This window comes from Sphingomonas sp. G5 (assembly GCF_052660795.1).
In genome coordinates this window covers 306,118-329,373 of the sequence record NZ_CP109660.1, presented here as the reverse complement: position 1 = coordinate 329,373, position 23,256 = coordinate 306,118, and the positions used below count along the sequence as shown (strand labels likewise).

20 protein-coding genes and 1 pseudogene are annotated in these 23,256 nt (G+C 70.8%); 6 read left to right on the top strand and 15 right to left on the bottom strand.

The features are described 5' to 3' along the window. Positions 1-22: 22 nt before the first annotated feature. Positions 23-2,275: a DEAD/DEAH box helicase gene (locus NE358_RS01575; RefSeq protein ID WP_289940780.1), complete on the bottom strand. Its 2,253-nt coding sequence runs from the start codon at positions 2,273-2,275 to the stop codon at positions 23-25. Between the two features lie 404 nt (positions 2,276-2,679). Here NE358_RS01575 and NE358_RS01570 point away from each other — a divergent pair, with 404 nt between their 5' ends. From NE358_RS01570 to NE358_RS01560, 3 genes and pseudogenes are all read left to right on the top strand, one after another. After that, positions 2,680-3,312 carry an antibiotic biosynthesis monooxygenase gene (locus NE358_RS01570; RefSeq protein WP_056225826.1) on the top strand — a complete coding sequence of 211 codons (633 nt, stop codon included), beginning with the start codon at positions 2,680-2,682 and terminating at the stop codon, positions 3,310-3,312. Next, complete coding sequence (locus tag NE358_RS01565) at positions 3,309-4,214, top strand: aldose 1-epimerase family protein (protein WP_289940778.1); 906 nt, start codon at positions 3,309-3,311, stop codon at positions 4,212-4,214. Before NE358_RS01570 ends, NE358_RS01565 begins: the two co-directional genes overlap by 4 nt. Before the next feature lie 241 nt (positions 4,215-4,455). After that, positions 4,456-5,079, top strand: a pseudogene (locus tag NE358_RS01560) (DUF998 domain-containing protein); the annotation flags it as partial. A gap of 319 nt (positions 5,080-5,398) precedes the next feature. Here the strand turns inward: NE358_RS01560 and NE358_RS01555 are convergent. From NE358_RS01555 to NE358_RS01530, 6 genes are all read right to left on the bottom strand, one after another. Then, positions 5,399-8,560 (bottom strand): efflux RND transporter permease subunit, encoded by a 3,162-nt coding sequence (locus tag NE358_RS01555; RefSeq protein WP_289940776.1) that lies wholly within the window; start codon positions 8,558-8,560, stop codon positions 5,399-5,401. 94 nt (positions 8,561-8,654) lie between these two features. Further along, positions 8,655-9,017, bottom strand: a complete 363-nt coding sequence (gene crcB / locus NE358_RS01550; RefSeq protein WP_267789366.1) for a fluoride efflux transporter CrcB — start codon at positions 9,015-9,017, stop codon at positions 8,655-8,657. 35 nt (positions 9,018-9,052) lie between these two features. Continuing rightward, entirely contained in the window at positions 9,053-9,277 is a 225-nt protein-coding gene (locus tag NE358_RS01545; protein WP_074696036.1) for a DUF2076 domain-containing protein, read from the bottom strand. 61 nt (positions 9,278-9,338) lie between these two features. Next, the gene (locus NE358_RS01540) at positions 9,339-10,235 is read right to left on the bottom strand and encodes an alpha/beta hydrolase fold domain-containing protein (RefSeq protein WP_289940773.1); all 897 of its coding nucleotides are present in this window, start codon (positions 10,233-10,235) and stop codon (positions 9,339-9,341) included. Between the two features lie 3 nt (positions 10,236-10,238). Further along, a complete protein-coding gene (locus tag NE358_RS01535; RefSeq protein WP_103206916.1) occupies positions 10,239-10,682 on the bottom strand; it encodes an SRPBCC family protein in 444 nt (147 codons plus the stop codon). Continuing rightward, positions 10,679-12,100 (bottom strand): flavin monoamine oxidase family protein, encoded by a 1,422-nt coding sequence (locus NE358_RS01530; protein ID WP_289940769.1) that lies wholly within the window; start codon positions 12,098-12,100, stop codon positions 10,679-10,681. Before NE358_RS01530 ends, NE358_RS01535 begins: the two co-directional genes overlap by 4 nt. Positions 12,101-12,156: 56 nt before the next feature. Between NE358_RS01530 and NE358_RS01525 the strand changes: the two genes are divergently transcribed. The 3 genes from NE358_RS01525 (at position 12,157) to NE358_RS01515 (ending at position 15,280) form a co-directional block, all read left to right on the top strand. Continuing rightward, a complete protein-coding gene (locus NE358_RS01525) occupies positions 12,157-12,792 on the top strand; it encodes a TetR/AcrR family transcriptional regulator (RefSeq protein WP_218026333.1) in 636 nt (211 codons plus the stop codon). A 143-nt stretch (positions 12,793-12,935) separates the two neighbouring features. Next, complete coding sequence (locus NE358_RS01520; RefSeq protein WP_289940765.1) at positions 12,936-14,006, top strand: alpha/beta hydrolase; 1,071 nt, start codon at positions 12,936-12,938, stop codon at positions 14,004-14,006. After that, the gene (locus NE358_RS01515) at positions 13,958-15,280 is read left to right on the top strand and encodes an MFS transporter (RefSeq protein ID WP_258027876.1); all 1,323 of its coding nucleotides are present in this window, start codon (positions 13,958-13,960) and stop codon (positions 15,278-15,280) included. Before NE358_RS01520 ends, NE358_RS01515 begins: the two co-directional genes overlap by 49 nt. A 45-nt stretch (positions 15,281-15,325) precedes the next feature. Here the strand turns inward: NE358_RS01515 and NE358_RS01510 are convergent, their stop codons facing one another. The 8 genes from NE358_RS01510 to NE358_RS01475 all read right to left on the bottom strand — a co-directional run bounded on the left by NE358_RS01510 (position 15,326) and on the right by NE358_RS01475 (position 23,166). Beyond that, entirely contained in the window at positions 15,326-16,792 is a 1,467-nt protein-coding gene (locus tag NE358_RS01510; RefSeq protein ID WP_103206920.1) for an aldehyde dehydrogenase family protein, read from the bottom strand. Between the two features lies 1 nt (position 16,793). After that, the gene (locus NE358_RS01505) at positions 16,794-17,414 is read right to left on the bottom strand and encodes a class II aldolase/adducin family protein (protein WP_141376465.1); all 621 of its coding nucleotides are present in this window, start codon (positions 17,412-17,414) and stop codon (positions 16,794-16,796) included. A 23-nt stretch (positions 17,415-17,437) separates the two neighbouring features. Continuing rightward, a complete protein-coding gene (locus tag NE358_RS01500; protein ID WP_116238754.1) occupies positions 17,438-18,367 on the bottom strand; it encodes a carbohydrate kinase family protein in 930 nt (309 codons plus the stop codon). Between the two features lie 90 nt (positions 18,368-18,457). Continuing rightward, positions 18,458-18,823, bottom strand: coding sequence for a fluoride efflux transporter FluC (locus NE358_RS01495; RefSeq protein ID WP_074696312.1), 366 nt, complete (start codon positions 18,821-18,823; stop codon positions 18,458-18,460). Between the two features lie 47 nt (positions 18,824-18,870). Beyond that, the gene (locus NE358_RS01490; protein ID WP_289940758.1) at positions 18,871-19,689 is read right to left on the bottom strand and encodes a hypothetical protein; all 819 of its coding nucleotides are present in this window, start codon (positions 19,687-19,689) and stop codon (positions 18,871-18,873) included. A 323-nt stretch (positions 19,690-20,012) separates the two neighbouring features. After that, positions 20,013-21,359: an extracellular solute-binding protein gene (locus NE358_RS01485; RefSeq protein ID WP_289940756.1), complete on the bottom strand. Its 1,347-nt coding sequence runs from the start codon at positions 21,357-21,359 to the stop codon at positions 20,013-20,015. 26 nt (positions 21,360-21,385) lie between these two features. Then, positions 21,386-22,222, bottom strand: coding sequence for a carbohydrate ABC transporter permease (locus NE358_RS01480; RefSeq protein ID WP_103206924.1), 837 nt, complete (start codon positions 22,220-22,222; stop codon positions 21,386-21,388). Further along, positions 22,222-23,166 carry a carbohydrate ABC transporter permease gene (locus NE358_RS01475; protein WP_116238757.1) on the bottom strand — a complete coding sequence of 315 codons (945 nt, stop codon included), beginning with the start codon at positions 23,164-23,166 and terminating at the stop codon, positions 22,222-22,224. The genes NE358_RS01480 and NE358_RS01475 overlap by 1 nt, the downstream gene beginning before the upstream one ends. Between the last annotated feature and the right edge of the window lie 90 nt (positions 23,167-23,256).

Here is a 23,256-nt window from a genome sequence, read left to right as displayed (position 1 = left end):
ACGAGGGCTTTGCGGGAGGGGTCTACGCGTCGACGTTCGACAGCTGACGGCCCGACAGCTCCTCGAGCACGTCGTCGCCGAGCGCGGTCTCTTCGAAGGGAGCCTGGATCTCGGCGCGGTCGAGCAGCTCGGTCATACGACGGCGGCGCTGGCGCGTGATCAGGGTGACCACGGTGCCTGCACGACCCGCTCGACCGGTGCGACCCGAGCGATGCAGGTACGTCTTGTACTCGTCGGGGGCGTCGGCCTGGATGACCAGGTCGATGTCGTCGACGTGGATGCCGCGGGCGGCGACGTCGGTGGCGACGAGCACGTTGACGCGACCCGAGGTGAGCTTCTCGAGGTTGCGCGTGCGCTTCTGCTGATTCAGGTCGCCGTGTAGCGCCACGGCGGCGATGCCGGCGTCGTCGAACTGCTCGGCGAGCATCTCGGCGTAGGCGCGAGTGCGGGCGAAGACGAGCGTCTTGCCCTCGCGATCGACGAGCGAGTCGAGGATCTGCGCCTTGTCACGGTGCTCGATGACGAGGACACGGTGCTCGATGGTGCTCGAGTCCTGGTCCTCACCGGCGACCTCGTAGACGGCCGGCTCGACGAGGAACTCGTCGACGAGGGCCGCGACCTCGCGGTCGAGCGTGGCCGAGAAGAGAAGCTTCTGGCTGTCTTTTCTGGTCGCGCGGAGGATGCGCTGCACGGGCTCGAGGAAGCCGAGCTCGCACATGTGGTCGGCCTCGTCGAGGACGGCGACCTGCACCTGCGAGAGGTCGAGCTTGCCCTGATTCAGCAGATCTTCGATGCGGCCGGGGGTGCCGATGACGATATCGACGCCCTTCTTGAGCGCACCGACCTGGCGCGCCTGGGGCACGCCGCCGTAGATCTGGGTGGTGAACAGGCCGACGCTGCGCGCGAGCACCTGCACGGTGCGATCGATCTGCAGCGCGAGCTCGCGCGTCGGGGCCAGGATGATCGCCTTCGGAGCACGAGCGAACTCGCGACGCTGGCCCGCCTGCGAGCGCAGGATGCTCTCGACGAGCGGCGCACCGAAGGCGATGGTCTTACCCGAGCCGGTGCGGCCGCGGGCGAGGACGTCGCGTCCCTCGAGGATCGGAGCGACCGTGGCCGCCTGGATCGGGAAGGGGCTCGCGGCACCGAGGCCGGCGAGGGCGCGGACGAGGTTGTCGCCCAGACCGAGCTCGGCGAAACCGGCGCCGGTCACGGTCGCGGCATCCACGGCCTCGGCCTGCAGGCGCTCGTGCACCACGTCGACGCGCTGCTCGTGCTCGGCCGAGCGCTGCGGAGTGTTGTTCCAATCGCTGCGGCTCGGGCCGTCGTTGCGGCGCGGGCGGTCATCGAAGGAGCGCGCCGGACGGTCGCTGCGGTCGAACGAACGGGTGGGACGGTCACTGCGGTCGAAGGAGCGCGCCGGACGCTCACCGGCGTCACGACGGGGACGCTCGTCACGATCGAACGAACGCGCGGGACGGTCACTGCGGTCGAAGGAGCGCGCCGGACGCTCACCGGCATCACGACGGGGACGCTCGTCACGATCGAACGAACGCGCCGGACGGTCACTGCGGTCGAACGAACGAACCGGACGGTCACCGGCATCACGACGCGGACGCTCGTCACGATCGAACGAACGCGCCGGACGATCGGTGCGGTCGAACGAACGGGCGGGACGGTCACTACGGTCGAACGAACGAGCCGGACGCTCACCGGCATCACGACGGGGACGCTCGTCACGATCGAACGAACGCGCGGGACGATCGGTGCGGTCGAACGAACGCGCGGGACGGTCACTGCGATCGAAGGAGCGCGCCGGACGGTCATCACGATCGAACGAACGCGCCGGACGATCGGTGCGGTCGAACGAACGCGCCGGACGATCACTACGGTCGAACGAACGCGCCGGACGCTCACCGGCATCACGACGCGGACGCTCGTCACGATCGAACGAACGCGCCGGACGATCGTTCCGATCGAACGAACGCGCGGGGCGGTCGTCGAACGAACGTGCGGGACGATCGTCGCGCGCCGAGGTGCGGATGTCGCGGGCCTGGGAACGGCCAGCACGGTCGGAAGCGTTCCAGCGACCCTTGCTGGGGGTGGTCTCCGTCTCGGGCCGGTAGCCGCGGTGGCTCGGGCTCTTGCTCCCGGGCTTCGCGGGTGCCTCGGCGCCGGGGCGGCGCTTGCGGTCCTGGAACGAGGTCTGAGCGCCGTAACGGGGCTCGAAGTTCTTGGCGGCGCGGCCGCCGGCGGGCTTCTTGTTCTTGGGCATGGGGAAACTTCCTGGGTTCTGTTTGCGCGAAACAGCGGCGCCGCTCGTGGCGGTGCGATACCCGGACTTCCGTCGGCCGGGGGCCATTCACTAGAGATGGTCGAGGCCGCGATCGCGTCCTGTCCATCGGCCCCTTGGACTCACAAACCCATCCGCGCATCACGCACGGTGTCCAGAGCCGACCGCACAACGCTACACGTCACGCCTGGGAATGGCATCCATGTCCACATTCGTGCCGGTCCACCGCCGCAAAGCCGCACAAAGTGGGACACTCCCACCCCCACCCCCGACACACCCCACGTACATGTCCCAAACAGTGCAGGTTCGACACCACAGAGCAACACAAAGTGGGACATGCACGGCCCGACCCCGGCAGAGGAACCGCCGTGACGGAAGATGGACGCATGGCAGATACCGACGCCCACCCCATCACGGTGGCGATCGAGCGGCGCATCGACCCGACGCGCACCGCCGAGGCGACCTCCTGGATGCAGGCCGGCACCGATCTCGCGACCGCGTTCCCGGGCTTCCTCGGTTCGGGGTGGGTGCGCGCGGGAGAAGACAGCGACCTCTGGTACATGCTGTACCGCTTCCGCGACATCACGACCCTCGAGGAGTGGGAGAGTTCCACACAGCGCCAGTGGTGGCTCGACTCGGGCCGCCCCTTCGCACGCGAAGAGCGCAGTGAGCGACGCACCGGCATCGAGGGCTGGTTCGACGCCCCGCACGGCTCGATCCTCGAGGCGGCGACGGTGACGGAGGCCGGAACCCAACCGATCCAACAGCCGGTGCCGGCGGCTCCGCCGCGGTGGAAGCAGGCCGTGACGATCTGGGTCGGGTTCTTTCCGACGAACCTGGCGGCATCGTGGCTGCTGGGCTTCGTTCCCGGGTTCGCCGAGATCCCCCTCGTACTGCGCGTGCTCGCCACCACCCTCATGCTCACCCCCGTCATGACCTACGCGGTCCTCCCGTGGGTCACCCGCATGCTGCAGCCCTGGCTGCAGCGCCCGCGCCGATCGCGAAAGGCCACGTCATGACCGCCGACCCCACCGGATCCCGCTTCCACCTCCGCGGCGAACACTCCTCCGCCGAGATCGCTCAGGTGGGTGCCGCGCTTCGCGCGCTGACGGTCGACGGCGTCGACCTCGTGCCGCGCTACCCCGACGACCTGCCCACGCCCGCGGCATCCGGAGTCGTCCTCGTCCCGTGGCCGAACCGCATCCGCGACGGCAAGTACTCCTTCGACGGCGAAGACCTGCAGCTCGCGCTCAGCGAGCCGAAGTTCGGCAACGCCAGCCACGGGCTGCTGCGCTTCGGGACCTACCAGGCCCTCGAGCACACCGACGATCGCCTCGTACTCGGCGCCGACGTGGTGCCGCAGACCGGCTACCCCTTCCACCTGCGCACGCGGGTCACGTACGCCCTCCGCGCCGACGGTCTGCACGTGACCCACACCGTTGAGAACATCGGGGCGAAGGCCGCCCCCGTCGCCCTGGGCGTGCACCCCTACCTCCAGATCGGCGGCGTGCCGACGGAGGATCTGGTGGTGCGATCGACCGGCACGACCACGCTCGTCCTCGACGACCGCAACATCCCCGTCGACGAGGTGCCCGTCGACGCCGCCACCGACCTGCGCGAGGGTCGCCGTCTCGGCGATGCCTCACTCGACAACGGCTACCGCGGATTGGAGCGGGATGCCGACGGCCGGGCGCACCACACCCTCACCGCTCCCGACGGTCGGCGCGTGCAGCTGTGGCAGGACGACGGGTTCCGCTGGGCACAGGTGTTCACGACCGACCGCTACCCCGGGCAGTCCCTCGCGGTGGCGATCGAGCCGATGACGGCTCCGGCGAACGCTTTCGCGACCGGAACGGACCTGGAGCGACTCGAGCCGGGCGCGAAAATGACCAGGGAATGGGGCATTTCCTACCGCGCATGAGGCGGCCTTGTCCCCCAAATGGGGGACAAGAAATTGGCCATATGACCTGGGAATTTCCCAGACAAGCCCTTTCCTGAAAAGGCGGCGCGAACGATACCATGTGCCCTGACGGTTTCCGTCAAGGCCGGGGGAGGCAAAAGACCAAGCTTTCTCCTGGCTCATTGCCCGAATGAGCCGACGGGGGCCGAGGGTCCCGCGGTGTGGGGGGATCCTCGTTCCGTCCTGAGGAAAGATCCCCCACATGAGCACCGTGCTCCGCTCCGCTGTCCCCTTTTCGCTCCCGGTGCCGCGCCTGGGCACCCTCACGCGCCGCCTCGACGCGATCCCGACGTTGCACGTCGGCGGGGCGGCCCTGATCGTCCTGGTCAGCGGACTGCTGCTGTCGATCGCAACGACGAGCGACCCGCTGTGGTGGCAGCTGCACTTCAGCCAGCTGGGGATCTTCGGCGATCTGTCGAGCGCATTCTTCAACACGACCCTCAAAGTCAGCGGAATGATCGTCGTCGTCTTCGCCTTCCGTGTCCGGCGGGATGTGCGACGTGTGGGTCGCGGCCCCGTCCGTCGCGGCGCCGCGACAGTGGCTTTCATCTGCCTGAATGTCGTGGGCGTCAATCTCGCTCTCGTGGGCTGCATTCCCCTGAACACCGACAAAGACCTGCACGACAAGGTCGCGGGCTCGATGGTCCTGGGGTTCCTCGCCCTGCTGCTGAGCGCGCCGTTCCTCTTCCATCGCCTCGGCAAGCGGATGGCGATCGGCACAGGGATCGCGACCGTCTGGCTGATCGTCTCGATCACGCTGTTCGTCTCGGCGACCATCAACCTGGCGCTGTTCGAGACCATCTCGTGCGCGGCGATGTTCGCCTGGTCGGGCATGTTCACCCAGATCCTCGCGTCGGCGGCGACGGCCGCCACGTCGAAGCCGACATCACAGACTCCCGTCGCGGCTCACCACGCCCCCCGTCGACGCCGTCGCCTTCCGCTCGCCCGGCCGACGGCCACCCGTCGGCCCGCGCGCTCGGCGGCGCAGCACGCCCCGCGCGTCGCACCCGGTCACCCCGTCGAGGGCTCGCCGCTCCGCCCCGATCGCGCATCGACGCTCACCCCGACCGGTGACCGCAGACACCTCGGGATGAGCATCGCGAGAGGGACGGGACGCCGGGTGTCGGCATCCCGCCCGTTCCGCGTCAGTGCTTCTCGCGCAGCTCTCGGCGACTCAGCGGGTGCCCCTCCTCGGCCGTCGACTCGACGTGCTCTGCCGCTCGCACCGCCCGCCGCTCGCGGCGCCGCTCGCTCGCTCCCTCGATGAGGTTGTAGAGCGTCGGCAGCACGAGGAGCGTCAGCAGGGTCGACGACACGAGTCCGCCGATCACGACGACCGCGAGCGGCTGCGAGATGAAGCCGCCGTGGCCGGTGATTCCGAGCGCCATCGGCACGAGCGCGAAGATCGCCGCGAGAGCCGTCATGAGGATCGGTCGGAGCCGTCGCGCGCCGCCGACCACCGTGGCCTCGAAAACGCTCAGGCCACGGGCTCGGTACTGGTTCACGAGGTCGATGAGCACGATCGCGTTGGTCACGACGATGCCGACGAGCATCAGGGCGCCGATCATGCCGGCGACGCCGAGCGGCACGCCCGTGATGAGCAGCATGACGATCGCTCCCGTGGCCGCGAACGGCACCGACACCAGCAGCTCGAGCGGCTGGCGCAGCGACTTGAAGGTCGCCACCATCACGACATAGACGATGAGGATCGCCGCGAGCAGGGCGAGGCCGAGCTGGCTGAACGCATCTGCCTGGTCGGTGACCGAACCGCCCACCTTGGCGGCGGCGCCCTGGGGCAGGGCCGTGTCGGCGAGGGCCGCGCTGACGGTCGAGGAGGAACGGCCGAGGTCGTCGGTCGTGGGGGTCACGGTGATCGTGGCCGTCCGCAATCCCCGTGAGGTCGAGATCGACGGCGGAGTCTGGCTCTGCTCGACCGTGGCGATCTCGTCGAGGCGCACGGTACCGCGGGCGCTCGGGATCTCGAGGGCGCGCAAATCGTCGATCGTCTTCGGCGGGTTGGCCGTGGCGACGTAGACGGTCACGCCGCGCCCGTCGATCTCGACGGTGCCCGCCTGCCGCGGCTGCTGCGTTGCGGAGACGAGGGCGCCCACCGCACGCTCCGACAGCCCGCGCTCCGAGGCGGCGTCGCGGTCGACGCGCACGGAGATGAAGGGAAGGGATGCCGAGAGGCTGCTGGTGACCTGGCCGATGCCGTCTCTCCCCTGGAGCCCCGCCACCACGGCGTCGCTCGCCTGCTGCAGCGACTGCCCGTCGGCGGCGGTGACGTCGATGGTGATGCCGGCCGAGCCGAGTCCCCCGCCCGAGGCTGCGACCTGGATGTCGCCCGCATCGGGCAGCGCCTCCAGCGCGGTGCGCACGCGGTCGCGGAGCTCGACCTGGTCGACGCCCGATTCCGAGGTGATCGAGTAGGTGATGCCCGAGCCGCCGCCCGAGAAGGCGTCGCGCAGCGCCGACCCGCTCGAGCCGATCGAGGTCTGCACCGTCTGCACGCCGTCGGTGTCGAGCAGCACGGCCTCGACCTTCTGGGCCGCCGCGTCCTCGGCATCCAGGCTCGGGGCGGAGCCGATCTTCTGAGTGACGGTGAAGGTGTTCTGACCGGAGTCGCCGAGGAAGTCCGTCTTGAGCAGGGGGACGGACGCGAGCGTCCCGCCGAGCACGAGCACGGCCAGGGTGAGGGTGACCCACGAGTGCTTCAGCGTCCAGCGAAGGACCGGGACGTAGGCCTTCTGCAGGCGCGAGGGCGGCGCGGTCGGCGACTCGGGGTCGATCGGATTCCCCTCGGCATCGCGGATGACCTTCCCGGGCTTCAGGAACCACGACGCCAGCACGGGCACGATCGTGAGCGACACGAGCAGCGAGGCCGCCATGGCGATCGTCACGGTCAGTGAGAACGGTCGGAAGAGTTCTCCCGTCACGTCACCCACGAAGGCGATCGGGAGGAACACCGCGACGGAGGTGATGGTGGATGCCGTGATGGCGGCCGCCACCTCGCGCACGGCGCGCACGATCGTGGGGATCTTGTCGGCGTCACCGACGTAGTGGCGCTTGATGTTCTCGATCACCACGATCGAGTCGTCGACGACGCGGCCGATTGCGATCGTCAGCGCGCCGAGGGTCAGGATGTTCAGCGAGTACCCGAAGGCCTGGAGCCCCACGAAGGTGATGAGGACGCTGGTGGGGATCGAGATCGCCGTCACGAGCGTCGAGCGCACCGACATGAGGAAGACGAGGATCACCACGACCGCGAAGACCAGACCGAGGAGCCCCTCCTGCGCGAGGGCCTCGATCGACTGCTGGACGAACGGCGCCTGGTCGAAGACGACGGTGAATTTGGCGCCCTGACCGAGCTGCGATTCGAGCCCCGGGAGCGCATCGAGGACGCCGCGCGAGACGTCGACGGTATTGGCGGCCGGGAGCTTGGTGACCGCGATGGTCAGGGCCGGCTGCCCGTCGACACGCGACAGCGTGGTCACGGGGTCGGGCTCGAGGGCGACCGTGGCGACATCGCTGATCTTCGTCTGCCCCGCCTGGAACTGGGCGGCGTCGGTGGGCACGAGCGGCAGCGCGGAGATCTCGTCGACGCTGGTCAGCTTCGACCCGGTCTGCACGGTCAACGTCTGACCGCCCTCGGTGAGCGAACCGCCGGGGAAGAGCACGCCGTTGGCGTCGAGGGCGTCGGTGATCGCCTGCTGGCTGAAGCCGCGCTCGGCGAGCTTGGCGGTGTCGGGGGTGATCGTCACGCGTTGGGCGGTGCCGCCCACGATCTGCGCGCCGTTGACCCCCGCGACGTCCTCGAGGTCGGGGACCACGCTCGTCTGCAGGATCGACTGCGTCGCCTCGGCGTCGGTGAATCCCGTGACGGCGAGCTGGATGACGGGGAAGTCGTCGATGCTCGCCGACGCGACGGTGGTGTCGGCGGAGTCGGGCAGCTGGTCTTTGATGCGCGCGATCGCGGCGAGGATCTTCTGCTGCGCCCCCGCCAGGTCGGTGCCGTAGGTGAACTCCGCCGAGACGATCGAGGAGTTCGTCGTGCTCGTCGCGGTCGTGGACTCGAGTCCCTCGACACCGCGGATGGCGTTCTCGATCGGGGTCGAGACATCGGTCTCGACAACCTCGGGCGAGGCGCCCGGGTAGGTCGTGACGACGGCGAGCTGGGGGAACTCGATCGAGGGGATGAGCTCCTGCTTGAGGCTGGTGAGCGCGAGCCCGCCGAAGACCGCCGCGACGATCGTGACGAGGGCGATGAGGGCGCGGTTCTTCAGGCTCAGGACGGCCAGGTACGACACGGGGGGACCCTCCGGGTAAGTCCGATACAGGAATGTATCGAAGCTCAGTATCCCATGCGCGCCCGCCCCTCGGACCGCCCGGCGGGCGGCTGCCTCAGAGCGCCGACCCGAGCGACAGACCCAGTGCCGCCGCGACGACGGACCCGACGAACGACACCACCGCGTACGACACCGCCGCGCGCGAGCGCCCCTCTTCGGCGAGCAGCGCCGTGGTCACAGCCACCGCGCTGAAGGTCGTGTACCCGCCGAGCAGACCCGTCCCGAGGACCCACCGCCACGACTCGTCGGCGGGAAGGGGGGTCAGGATGCCGAGCACCAGCGCCCCGGTGAGATTCACGACCAGGATGCCCCACGGGAACCGCTCGCCCGTGCGGCGCCGCACAGCCACATCGAGCAGATAGCGCAGCGCCGCCCCCACGCCGCCGGCGAGGGCCACGGCGAGGAAGACGAGCGGCATCACGCCGCCAATCTACCCCTCGCCGCGCGAGCCCCTCACGCCTCGAGCGCCTCGACGCGACGACGCAGTTCGGATGCCTTCTCGGCGCCGATCTGCGCTTCGGCGAGCTTGAGCGCGGCGCTCGCGGTGAGCGTGCGGGCCACGAGGTAGGTGGGGCTCGCCTTGAGGTCGGGGATGACGTCGAGGATGATGCCCTCGGCATCGGGGTCGGTCATGAGCTTGCCGAGCTTGATCTTTGCCAGGTCGTAGCGAGCGGTCATCGGTCCTCCTTGAACGGGGCGCACCGTCGCGCCCTCGGCAGATTGTTGCACATATGTCCCGTTATGTCATCGATCGCTCGGGATCGAGCGAGAAAGCCCCCACGAGCGCGTAGGCCGCGCGCGCCTCGGGCGTCCAGAACGCCCCGACGTAGACGTGGAACCCCGCCCGAGCGGTCACCAGACGCACCGACGCCCGCTCGGCGCGCGCCCGTCGAGCGAAGGCGACGGCGTCGTCGAAGAAGATGTCGCGACCCCCCTGGAACACGAGGGTCGGCGGCAGCCCGGCGAGCTCCATCCGCGCGGGATTGAGCTCCGGGTCGTCGAGCCCCCGATCGCCCACCCACGCCTGCGCGCCCGCTCGAAGGCCGGGGACGCGCAGCGAGGGATCCCGCGGCATCCGACGCGCGATCCCCGGGTCGACGAGAGCGAGGTCGAGCCACGGCGAGAACAGCACGAGCCCGTCCGGTCGACGCGCGGCGCGCAGGGCGAGCCCCACCGCCACGGCCCCTCCGGCCGAGTCGCCCGCCACGAGGAGGCGGGAGGTCCCCGCCCGCGCGGCGAGACGTTCGTACTGGGCGTCGATCACGGCGAGGGTGTCGTCGGCCCGATGCTCGGGCGCCAGGGGGTAGCAGACCACCGTGATCGCCGCCCCGGTCGCCCGGGCGAGACGCTCGACGATCCACCAGTGCTCGGCGACGAGGGGATTCACCAGTCCCCCACCGGGCAGGTACATCAGCTCGAGGCCCGCGGTGCGCGCCGCCGGCTCGTAGCGGGAGACGGGCAGCCCGCCCTCACGCGAGACGACGACACGGCCCGAGCGTCGCAGGCGCGCCGGCGGATCGGCCGGACGGCGGCCCGGGTCGAGCGTCTCGAGGTAGTCGTCACGAGCCAGCGCGAGGCGGATCGGCCGCGCGCTCACCCACATCGCCGCGGTCGTGAGCGTCATCGACAGCGACACCGACTACTCCCCGCGCGCGTCGGCGGCCATATCGGCGAGCGCATTCGTCGTCACCAAGCGGACGACAGCCGGCAGGCCCGCGGCGATCTTGCGCCCCACGAGGGGGCCGAACACCAGCGCGAGAGGACCGGAGATCTCGACGGCGTGCGTCACCGACAGCCCGTTCGGCGTCTGGCGCATGCGGTGCGGGAACGACAGCACCGCCCCCGGCAGGCCGATCCGGAAGTTCATCGCAACCCCCGGCTGCAGCTCGGTGAAGGTGAAGCGCTGCGCGGGGGTTCCGTGGTTGACCACGCGGCCCGATGCACCGACGCGCGGGGGCACGGGGAAGGTGGCCTCGCGCAGATCGGGATCGTCGACGGCCCAGTCCTCGGGCGTGGTCCACCTCTTCCACACCGCGTCGGCGGTGGCGGTGGTGAGGTGCGTGTACTCGCGGCGCCAGGTCATCGGGCGACTCCCGTCTGTTCGTGGTCGGTCGAGGAGGAGCTCAGGATGCCGCGGGCCTGGAGCGCCGCGCGCTCACCGGCGCGGACGGCGCCGTCCATGAATCCCGTCCAGCGATCGGCCGTCTCGGTCCCGGCCCAGAGGATCGACCCGACGGGGGCGGCCAGGGCACCGGCGTAGGGCACGACCGCTCCCGGCCCCGGGGCGGCCGTGGGGCCGCCGCCGACCCAGGGCTCGGCGCCCCAGCGCTGGTCGATAAAGCCGATGGCATCCAGTGCCCGGGGGCCGAACAGGTCAGCGAAGGACGACAGCGCCCGCGCTGCGCGCTCGGCGGGTGCCAGCTCGTCCCACTCGCGGGCGTAGACCCCGCCGACGAAGCCGAGGAGCACGCCGGGGGCGCCGGCGTGAGCGGGACCGGCGTCGAAGGTGATGAAGACCGGGCCGGTGTCGGAGAGCCCCTGCCCCGACAGGTCGTGGTCGCGCCAGAACGGCCGCTCGTACACGGCGTAGGCCTTCGACAGCACCCCCGCCGGCCAGCGCTGGGCCATCTGGGCGTGAGAGGGGGGAAGGGCCGGCGCGAAGTCGATCCTGCCGCGCAGCGCCGGTGGCACGGCGACGACGACGGCGCGAGCGGTCACCGTCTCGTCGGCCGTCGACACGCGCACCCCCTGGGCGGCGGTCTCGATGCGTCGCACCGGAGCGCTCACCCGCAGAGCAGCCCCGAGCGCGTCGGCGAGACGCACGGCGATCGCGTGCGAGCCCTCGACGAAGTGCTCCTCTTGCGCGCCGCCCTCGGTGTCGAGCATCGACGACAGTCCACCCGCCTGGTGGATGTAGTGCAGAGCGTGCAGGAACGAGATCTCGTCGGGCTCGCACCCCCACGTCGTCCGGCCGGCGATCGCGATGAGCTCTCGTGCCGCGGGAGAAGCGTGCGAGCGGCGCAGCCACGAGCCGAGGCTCTCGGCATCCAGGTTCGCGGCCTGCGGGGCGGCGGCGGGGTTCCCCCGGGGGACGGTGCGCGCCAGGCGGTCGAGAGTGAGCTGGATCCGTCCCACGTCGAGCAGGCTCGCGCCGACCGGAGGCACCGTGCCCCGGTAGCGCCGATGATCGCCGCGCCACCGGATGACGTTGCGACCCGAGGCGTAGGTCCGATAGCGCGAGACGCCCACTTCGTCGGCGAGCGCCAGGATGCGATCCTGGCCGGGGCCGACGAACGTGCCGCCGAGGTCGACGTGCACCCCCGCCACCTCCGCCGACGACACGCGTCCGCCCACGCGGGGCGCCGCTTCGAACACCGCCACCGTCGCGCCGAACTGGCGAAGCCGGTGAGCGGCGGTCAGGCCCGAGAGACCTGCGCCGACCACGACCACGTCGACGTCGGGGGCCGGGGCCCGGTCCGCAGAGGGCGGGGAGGCGGTCATAGGCTTACTCCGTTCCGAAGGCGACACCGACCACCCCGGTCGGCGAGGAGGACAGCGTGAGCGAGACGACGAGCCGGCCGATGCGGGCGCGCGGTCGCGCGCGTCGCGAGCTGCTGTTGGACGCCACGATCGCGATCATCGCCGAGGGGGGCATCGCGGCCGTCACGCACAGGTCGGTGGCCGCCGCGGCGGGGGTGCCGCACTCGTCGACGACGTACTTCTTCGACTCGCTCGACGACATGATCGGCGAGGCCGTCGCGCACGCGATGGCGGCCGAGCTCGAGCGGCTCGAGCAGTTCCGCTCCGTCCTCGTCTCGGGCGCGAACAGCCCCGGGGCGGCGATCGACGAGTTCGTCGAGATCGTGCGCAGCCAATCGCAGGACCACACGGTCGCGCAGTTCGAGATCTACCTCTTCGCCTCGCGTCATCCGGCCCTGCGTGTTCACGTCGAGAAGATCCTCGACGAGACGCGGGCGCTCGCGGCGGCCGTGCTGCAGACGAACGGCGTGACCGATCCGCACGCCGCCGCTGCGGTCGTCGCCCTGATCGACGGTTTCGCCCTGCATCGCATCGCCCGTTCCGAGGAGGTCCAGTTCCAGTCGCTGGCGCACGCCCTGCGTGCCGCCATCGTGGGGTTCGTGACCCTCGCCGCGACCTCTTCGCTGGGCGAGGGGGATCACTCCCCCGCTTAGTTGGCACAAACGTACAGGTTTCTTGCGCCCGTCGCCTCCTCGCGGAGTCGAATTCACATCTTTGTCACACAAAACGGTACGTGTGTGCAATAAAGTGACCCGATAGTCGATCCCATTGCCGTGATCGACAGAAGGGTTCCGCGATGCTCCGTCCCCGTCCCCAGGACCACCTGCTCCGCTGGGGCGCGCGCGCCCTCGGGTCGCTTCCGCCCGCGGCCCTCCGCGCGGTGAACGGCCGCCCCGTCGTGATCGACGGCAACACCCTGCACCCCGCCGTGCAGACGTCTCTGCGCGTGATGAATGACGCGCCCGGCGCACACTTCGAGCGGCTCCCCCTCGACGAGGCCCGCGCGCACATCGAACTCGAGGCGTGGACGTTCGCCGGGAACACGAAGCTCGCGCAGACGGACGACATCGAGATCCCCACGCGCGCCGGGCGGGTTCCGGGACGCGTGTACCGCGCGGACCTCGACCGTGCGGCATCCGGGATCATCGTCTCCTTCCACGGCGGCGGCTGGGTACTCGGATCGGTCGACAGCGCGGATGCCATGTGCCGCACCCTCGCGAAGACCTCGGGCATGACGGTGGTGTCGGTCGGCTACCGACTGGCCCCCGAAGCGCCGTTCCCGGCGGGGCTCCACGACAGCGTCGACGCCTTCCGGTGGGTCCGCGACAACGCCTCGCGGTTCGGCGGGACCGCTGACGCGGTCGGTGTCGGCGGCGAGAGCGCGGGCGGCAACCTCTCGGCGGTCGTGGCGTCGGTCACGCGCGACGATGCCGAGGGCGCACCGGCGTTCCAGATCCTGTTCTGTCCCGTCACCGACCTCTCGCGCAAGCACCGCTCGTACGAGCTGTTCGCCGACGGCTTCTTCCTCACGGAGGCGCAGATGGACTGGTACGCCGCGCACTACCTGAGCGGCGGCGGAAGCGCCGATGATCCGCTGGTATCGCCCCTGCGGGCCGAGGACCTCTCGGGCCTGGCCCCGGCGTATGTCGCGGTGTCGGGTTTCGACGTGCTCCGCGACGAGGGCGTCGCCTACGCCGAGCGTCTCGAGGCCGCCGGCGTCGCCACGCACCTCGTGACCCACACCGGCCAGATCCACGGGTTCTTCAACGCCTGCGGAGCGCTGCGCGACGCGCGCGACGCCGTGGCGGATGCCGGCCGGTGGGCCGTGACGACGCTCGCGGCGACGCGGACGGGCGGCATCCGGTGACCGCTGACGCGACGCCCGCCACCCTCACCGCCTACGCCGAACCCACCCGCCCCGTTCGTGCGGGCTGGATCGCGGCCTTCGCCGGGGTGTGGCTCGGACTGTGGATGGCGCAGCTCGTCCCGGTGCAGGTGCTGCTGCCCCTGCAGATCGCCGCGCAGCACGCCTCGGACGACTGGCTCGTCTCGCTCCTCACCTACGGCCTGGTCAGCGCCGTGGCGGGGACGTTCGTGGTCATCGCCTACCCGATCGTCGGTGCGCTGAGCGACCGGACCCGGTCTCGGTTCGGACGCCGTCGCCCCTGGATCCTCGGCGGTGTCGTGCTCGCGGCCGTCGGTCTCGCGCTGCTCGGCGTCCAGACCGAGTCGCTCGGCACGGTGACGATGTGGACCGCGGTGATGATGGGCTTCTGCATGGCCTCCGCCGCCCTCACCGCCGTCATGGCCGACCGCGTGCCCGCGGGGCAGCGGGGGCTCGTGTCGGGCTGGATCTCAGCACCGAACGCGATCGGCATCCTGCTGGGGATCGTGCTGGTCACCGCGGTGTTCACCACGACGGCTTCGGGCTACCTCGCGCTGGCCGTGTGCTGCGTAGGCCTGGCCGTGCCGTTCCTGCTCGTTCTGCGCGACGTTCCGCTGACGACGTCCGAGGCGGCGCTGCTGGGTCCGCTCACCGTCCGCACGATCCTCTCGTCGATCTGGGTCGACCCCCGGCGTCACCCCGACTTCGCGTGGACCGTCGCGAGCCGTGTGCTCATCAACCTCGGCAACGCGATTGCCACGACGATGCTGCTGTACTTCTTCACCTTCGCGCTGAGGGTGGCCGATCCGACCGGCTTCCTCGTCTTCACGACGGTGATCTACATGGTCGTGACGATCGTGGCATCCGTCGCCCTCGGCAAACTCAGCGACGTGGTTCAGCGCCGTCGCGTGTTCGTCCTCGCCTCGGGGGTCGCTCAAGCCGTCTCGGCCCTGCTCCTCGCCGTCGCCCCGGCCGAGTCGACCGCGGTGATCGGCGCCGTGCTGCTCGGGCTCGGTCAGGGGTGCTTCTTCGCCGTCGACCAGGCCCTGGCCACGCAGGTGCTGCCCTCGGCCGAGACGCGCGGCAAGGACGTCGGGATCATGAATATCGCCCTCGCCGGCCCGCAGGCGTTCGGTCCCCTGCTCGGGGCGGGGGCCGTGGTGCTGTTCGGCGGGTTCTCGGGGCTGTTCCTCGCGAGCGGGCTGGCGGGCCTGCTCGGCTCGGTCATCATCATGCGGGTGCGCTCGGTGCGGTGATCGTCGACGGATGCCGGGAGCCCGCGGCATCCGCGCCGTTCCGGCTCAGCCGTAGAGCAGCCGGATGATGCGCTCGACGAGACGGTCGACCTTCGCGGTGCGCCGCATCGTGGTCAACGTCAGCAGCGGGAAGCGCTGACGGGTCAGCGCCTTCGGGTACGCGAACTCACGCAGACCGTCCGCCCCGTGGATGCGCCCGAACCCGGAATCGCCCACCCCGCCGAAGGGGAGGGCGGGGACCGCGGCGAACGAGATGACCGAGTTGATCGCGATCATGCCTCCGCGCAGGCGCAGGGCGAGCTCGCTCCCCCGCCTCCGAGAGAACACCGAGCCCGACAGTCCGTACCGCACGGCGTTGGCCTTCTCGACGGCCTCGTCCATGGATGCCACGCGGTTGACGACCAGGGTCGGGCCGAAGGTCTCTTCGCGCACGGCGTCCGCCTCCTCGTCGACGTCGGTGAGGAGGACGGGTTGCAGGGTGACCCCGGGCGCCGGGGTCGATCCGACGCGCGCCGTCGCGCCCCGCGCGAGCGCGTCGGCGACGTGCGCCCGGACCACGTCGGCCTGGCGCGGCATGGTGAGCGGACCGAGCGTCGCGGCGTCGTCGGCGCCGGCGCGGAGCTCGCGCGTGCGCTCGGCGACGGCCTCGACGAAGCGGTCGTAGATCTTCGCGTGCGCGTAGACGCGCTCGATGCCGATGCAGGTCTGACCCGCGTTCGAGTACGCGCCCCAGACGGCCGCCTCGGCCGCGGCCGCGAGATCGGCGTCCTCGTCGACGAGGAGGGCGTCTTTGCCGCCCGCCTCGATCACGACCGGGGTGAGGCTCTCGGCGCACGCGGCCATGACGGCCTTGCCCGTCGCGGTCGATCCGGTGAAGGCCACCTTGTCGACACCCGCGCGACAGAGGGCGGCGCCGGTGGGCCCGAGACCGGTCACCACGGCGAAGACATCGGCCGACCCGCCCGCGCGCACGAAGGAGCGCTGCAGCCACACGCCCACGCCGGGGGTGTACTCGCTGGGCTTGAACACCACGGCGTTGCCCGCGGCGAGCGCGTACGCGATCGAGCCCATGGGCGTGAAGACCGGGTAGTTCCACGGGCCGATGACCCCGACCACGCCGTACGGGGTGTAGCCGACGCTCGCCGACTGGTTGAGCATCAGCACGCCCGCGCCCACGCGACGCCGACGCAGGACCGGGCGCGCGTGGGTCGCCGCCCAGGCCAGGTGGTCGAGGGCGAGCATGATCTCGAGCCGGGCGTCGCCACGGGGCTTGCCGGTCTCGGCGCGCACCACGGCGATGAGGTCGTCGAGGTGCGCCACGATGTCGCGCCGCCAGGCCTGCAGCGCGCGCCGCCGCCCCTCGAAACCGAGGGACCGCCACTCGCGCGCCGCGCGCCGCGCGCGGTCCACCGCCGACACCACCTCGGCGGGGCCCCGCACCGGGAAGGTGTCGACGACGCGCCCATCGAGAGGGCTCAGCGAGTCGAAGGTGTCGGTGGTCACGGCATCCATGTCACGCTCCGTGCTTCTGTCCGTACCCGGTCGAGACCGCGGCGGTGAGCACCGCGGCCTGCTGCTCGGGGCTGAGTTCGGCGGGCACCGCCACCGCTCGCGCGCGCAGGTAGATGTCGCACGCCCACTCGAGCAGGGCGGTGTTCGTCACCGCGTCGGCGAGGTCTCGGCCCGTGGTGACGGCGCCGTGGTGGGCGAGAATCGCGGCATTGGCTGCGGCGAGGGCGCCGCCCGTGGCCGCGGCGAGCTCGGCCGAGCCGAAGACCGAGAAGGGCACCACCTCGATCTCGCCCCCGAGGGCGAGCTGTTGGTAGTGCACGCAGGGCAGTCGGTCCGAGACGAGTGAGAGGGCGATCGCCGCGGGGGCGTGCGTGTGCACGACGGCCCCGACGGCCTCGTCGGCGTAGGCCGCGCGGTGCAGGTCGAGCTCGGAGCTCGGGGCGAGCGCCCCCTCGACGACTCTCTTCTCGCCGTCGACGATCACGACGTCGTCGGCGACCGCCTCGGCGAAGACCACTCCGGTCGCCGTGATCGCGATGCCCCCGTCCACGCGCACGCTGACGTTGCCCGCTGTCCCCTTGACCAGGCCCTGCGCGGCGAGAGAACGGCAGGCGTCCGCCACGGCTTCTCGCACACCGCTCGCGATCACAGCACTCCCGCCGAGAGCAGAGCATCGATGGATGCCGCGTCGTACGCGCCGTGATCGGTACCCACGCCGGCGACGACCTGTGCGGCGGTGGCCGATCCGAAGCGCGCGGCGTCGCGCGAGGACCACCCGCGGAGTTTGGCGAAGACGAAGCCGGCCGAGAAGGCGTCTCCGCCGCCGCTGGTGTCGACCGGTTCCGCGGGCACGATGGGGACGAACTCGAGGTCGCCGCCGTCGACCACCACGATGTCGTCGCCGCCGTTGGTGCACGCGACGACCGCTGCTCCCGCCGCGTGCAGGGCGCGGGCGGCGGCGGGCAGGTCGTCGGCGCCGGTCCAGCCCATGGCCTGCTCGGCGTTGGGGAGCACGTAGTCGGTGTGCGCGAGCAGGGGCTCGATGAGCGCGTAGAACGCGGGGTCGCCGCCGATGAGGAAGTCGAGCGACGTCGTCGCTCCGTGCCGACGGGCGTACTCCAGGATCTCGATGACGTTCTCGGGACCGAGCAGCTCGGGCGCTCCGACGTGGACGTGGTCGGCGGCGGCGAGCGCGTCCCAGGGCACGACGTCGGCGGCGAGCGCGTTGGCCCCGACCACGTGGAGCGCCGGTCGCGACCCGTCGGAGCGGATGGGGAGGACGGATGCCGAGGTCGGCAGTTCGTCGGTGCGCAGGTTCGACACGTCGATGCCGGCGTCACCGAGCAGGCCGACCAGCACGCGTCCGGCGACGTCGTCGCCCACGGCCCCGCTCGTGACCACGCGCGCGCCGAGCTTGTTGAGCACGAGCGCGGTGCCGCCGGCGGGTCCCGCTGCGGACATCACGATCTCGTCGACGAGGAGCGAGCCCTGCCCCTCGGGGATCTCATCGACGGGCTGGACGATCGTGTCGAGCACGTGGGCTCCGAGCGTGACGATCGAGGGGGCGGCGTTCATCGTCGAACCTCCGGGTCGGGTGACCGGCGCGGCGAACCCACGACGGTAAGTGGCACATTTGTACCACTTTCTCGCCGGGTTCGACAAGCGTCAGCGCGAAGCCCGCCCACCACGGCCGAGGAGTACGCCGCCCCAGGCCGCCGCCGTCCCGACGACGACCGTCGCCACCCCCCACCAGAGCAGGCCGAGGTCGGCCGACTCGACGGCGAGCGAGCTGTAGGTGGTGAACCCGCCCAGGATGCCGGTCCCGATGAACAGCTGCACGCGCTGCGCACGCGAGGACTCCGGCATCCGTGCTCTCCAGCCGTACAGGATGCCGATCGCGAACGCCCCGACGACGTTGATCAGCGGCACGAGGGCCGGGCCCAGGTCTTCGCCGAGCGCCAGGGTGAGACCGGCGCGTACGGCCGTACCGATCGCGCCGCCGACGGCGACGAGGCCCACATCCCGCCACATGCTCACCGCGCCACCTTACGCCCGCGGCCCGACGCACCTCAGCGGCGTCATCCGATGTCGGCCCACCGCCGCGGCGTCTTGGCCTCGAGCCACGCCACGAGGTCGGGGAAGTCGTCGTACACGCTCATCGCCTCGAACAATCGGCGACCCCGCGCGTCCGCGCCCCGAAGCCGACCGCCCGACAGCAGCGAGAGTTCCGCGATCTCGGATGCCGCAACCACCCGCGACCGGCGGAGTCCCGGGCGGACGACCAGGTGATCGTCGAAGCCGACGATGCGCGCGCGCCCGGCGGACAGCGCCCAGAGGAAGATGATCGCGCCGAGAACACCGAGGGTGCCCAGCCACACGGTCACCCCGACGGCGGCGAGCGGACCGCCCTCGATGATCTCCCCGATCGCGAGGACGACGGCGCCCGCCAGGAAGACGAGACCGGTGCCGCGCGCGATCAGATGCTGCGAGGGGGCGCGTTCGACGACGAAGAGAGGCCGAGGGGCGCCGTCGTCCGCGGGGGGATCGCTCTCGGCGGGAAGGGGGTGGGGCGCGAGCGCCGGCCGGTTCTCGATGCGCCGACGGAAGATCAGGTACCCCACCGCGGCGAGCACGCCCACGGCTCCCACACCCGCGAGCCACGCCATGTTGAGCAGGAGGGCTGCGGGGATGGCCATCAGCGAGTACGTGAAGACGGCCAGCACCGCCGTCTCCCGCTGGCGGCGCTTCTTCCACGTCGCGCGCCAGTCGACCCGTGCGTTCCGTTTCGACATCGCCCGGGCTGCCGCGAGCAGCTGCGGGTCCTCGGCCGCGCGAGCGACCTCCTCGTCGGACCATTCGTGGCGTTGCCACCCGCGCGGCTCCGCCGTTTCCTGCATCGCCGCCCGGAGCAGGTTTCGGAACGCGTCGTCCTGCCGGAGCCCTCGCCGCAGCACTGAGGACGAGGCCGCGGTCGGTCGGAACAGCTCCTGCGCGCCGGGGACCAGCTCCTACAGGTCACGGGCCTCCGGAGTCAGCAGGGCGTAGAGGCGCGTGGGGGATGCGTCCGGGTCACCGACACCGGCCCTCCGGCGAGACCGGCGGGACGCGTCCGAGGGCGAGAGGTCGTCCGTCACGCGTCGATCCTCTCAGTCCGTCGTCGCGATCGCCCGCGCTCCCGGCCGCCTTGACAGACCGGGAACGCGGGCGGAGAGCTCCCGGCTCAGCCCGCCGCCGTGTTGTAGGCGGCGATCTGCGACGCCGCCTTCGTCTCGGCATCCGACATGGTCGAGGTCACGTCGGCACCCTCGGCCACCTGGGTGAACGCCCCGATGACGGTCGATCGCAGCGAGGGGAAAGCGCCCGTGCGGCAGCCCGCCGCGGCGTTCGACGCCGGCGTGTTCGCGAGCTGGTCGACCATGGCCTTGACGTTCGGGTCGGCGAGCGAGGCCGCGCCGGCCGCGGTGGAGGCCGCCCCCGTGTTCGATGCGAGGTACCCGGTGGCATTCGCCCACGCCGCCTGCACCTCGGCCGAGTGCAGGAAGCTCACGAAGGCATAGGCCGCCCGCTGCTGCGCGTCGGAGTGTCCGTCACCCGAGATCCAGAGCGCGTTGCCGCCGATGACCACACCCGCGTCGTCGGACTCGGCGGTGGAAGGGAAGGCAGCGACCGTCGACGCGGTCTTCTTCGGATCGGCCGTCGTGTAGGCGCCCGTCGAGGTGAGCATGATGCCCACCTTGCCGCTCGCGAAGGCGGAGACCATCGCGCTGTTGTCGGTGCCGGGGTTGAGCATCGATCCGTCCTGGAACAGCTTCTGCAGTCGCTGCATGAAGCCCACCTGCGTCGGCGAGGTGAGCTGCAGTCCGCTGACGCGGTCGGAGCCGCGACCGTTGTCGGGGGTGCAGAAGTCCACCCCGCCCGCGGCCGACATCTGCTCGATCATCCACGAGTCCGACATGTTCATCGTCAGGCCCGAGGCACCCGTCGCCGCGTGGATCCTCTCGGCCCACGAGGCCACCTCGGCGAGCGTGCGCGGCGGGGAGTCGGGGTTCAGCCCCGAGCGTGTCACGAGGTCGCGGTCGAGGTACATCACCGGCTGCGACACCGCGAACGGCATGGCGGCGAGCCCGCCCGCGCCGTCGCCGTAGTACGCGCTGACCGCCGGGGGGAAGCTGTCGAGAGAGAACGAGGTGTCGGTCGCGGTGAAGGTCGACAGGGGGACGGTCTTCTTCGAATCGATCATGAAGCCCGTCGAGATGTCGTTCATCATCAGCACGTCGGGCGTCGTGCCCGACTGCACGGCGGCGGTGTACTTCGTCTGGGCGTCGGCGTACGACCCCTGGAACGAGGACTCGACGGTGATCTCGCCGTCGTGATCGCTGTTGAACTGCGACACGAGGGCGTCGAGCTCGGTGGCCGCCGGTCCGCTCATCTCGTGCCAGAACTGGAGGGTCACGGGGTCGGAGTCGGCTCCGGGGGAGGATCCGGATGCCGTGCACCCGGCGAGGGCGAGAAGGAGGACGGCTCCCGCGGCGGTCGCCGCGATCGTGGTGCGGGGGCGCAGAGACATGGGCTCGGGTTTCTTTCTGTCGGGTCTTATTTGAGAGCGCCGGCGGTGATCCCGCCGGCGAGGAAGCGCTGCGCGAGCAGCACGAGGACGAGAACCGGAAGGGTGACCATGGCCGCGCCGGCGAGCACGACGCCGACGTCGGCCGCCTCGGCACTGGAGAGCTGGGCGATACCGACCTGCACCGTGCGGTTCTCGGGCGAGTTGGTCACCAGCAACGGCCAGAAGAACCCGTTCCACGCGGCGGTCGCGCTCACGAGGGTCACCGAGATGAGCGTCGGCTGCACGATCGGCAGCAGCATCGACCGGATGAAGCGGACGTGCCCCGCACCGTCGAGGAGGGCGGCGTCGCGCAGCTCCCCCGGGAAGCTGAGGAACGCCTGCCGGAACAGGAAGATGCTCAGCGCCGAGGCGAGGAACGGCAGGAACACCGCCGGCAGGGTGTCGATCAGCCGCCACGACGAAATCGTCAGATAGTTCGCGATGAGGATCGTCTCGCCCGGCACCATCATGCTCGACAGGATCAGCAGGAAGAGGGCACGCGTGCCCCGCAGCCCGCAGAAGACGAGAGCGTAGGCGGTGGCGATGCCGATCGCGACCTGGAAGAAGGTCTGCACCAGCGTCACCACGACGCTGTTGAGGAACTGGTGTCCGAGCGGGATGACCTGGGTGGCGCGGATCACATTGTCGAGCGTCAGGTGGATGGGCAGAAGACCCTCGAGGCCCTCGTCGAGCCAGGCGGTCGGCGTGAGCGCGCCCTCGAAGACGTAGTAGAGCGGGAAGCACACCACGGTCACCGCCACGACGAGCCAGACGTAGAGAAGGGTGCTCCGCAGACGCGCGCGGACGGACAGCGGCCGCGCCATCAGTAGTTCACTCGCTTCTCGAGGACGCCGAACTGGACGAGCGAGAGGCCGAGCACGAGCAGGAACAGCACGACGCCCACTGCCGCGGCGATGCCGAAGTTGGCGCTCCCCGCCCCGAACGCCGCCTGATAGATCGTGTAGACCAGCGTCGTCGTCGAGTTCGCCGGGCCGCCGCCGGTGAGGATCTGGATCTGCCCGAACGTCGTGAGCGCCTCGACGGCACCGGTGACCACGATGAAGAACAGGGTCGGCGTGATCAGCGGCAGAGAGATCGACCAGAGCGTGCGGAGGGGACCCGCCCCGTCGAGGTGGGCCGCCTCGATCACGTCGGGATCGATCGCGCCGAAGGCCCCGAGCAGCAGCAGCACGGTGAATCCGAGAGATCCCCACACGGTGACGGCGATCACGCTCGGCATGGCCCACTGGGTGCTGGTCAGCCACGGCACCGGCGTGCCCCCGAAGCGCGCGATCACGGAGTTGACCAGCCCGCCGGCCGGAGCGAGCATCGCGGCGAAGGCGACCGAGGCCACCGAGACCGAGGCCACGAGGGGCGAGGTCAGCAGGGCGCGGAAGACGCGGATGCCGCGGAGCTTCGCCGTCAACGGGATGACGATGAGCAGCCCGACGACGATGCGACCGACCACGACCGCGACGCAGAACACGGCCGTCCGCCACAGCGTGTCGCCGAACTGGGGATCGGTGAAGATCGTCGCGAAGTTCTTCGTCCCCACGAACCCGGCGGCCTGGCCGAAGATGTCGGTTCCCTGGGTGCTGAGCCAGACGACCCGGCCGAGGGGAAAGAAGACGAAGACGGCGAAGACCGCGAGCGCCGGAACCATCAGAGCGGCACCCACGCGTCGGTCGGCGCGCCGCCAGGCCAGGGTCGAAGCCGGCCGACGACGGTCGGCGAGCGTCGGCCGGCGGTCGAGTGTCGAGAGCGACATCGGCTACCTTTCCGTCATAGGGAACGTTCCCTTTTTTGATGACGGACTCACTCTGCGACACCGCGAGAGACGAGGTCAAGGCGACCGGCG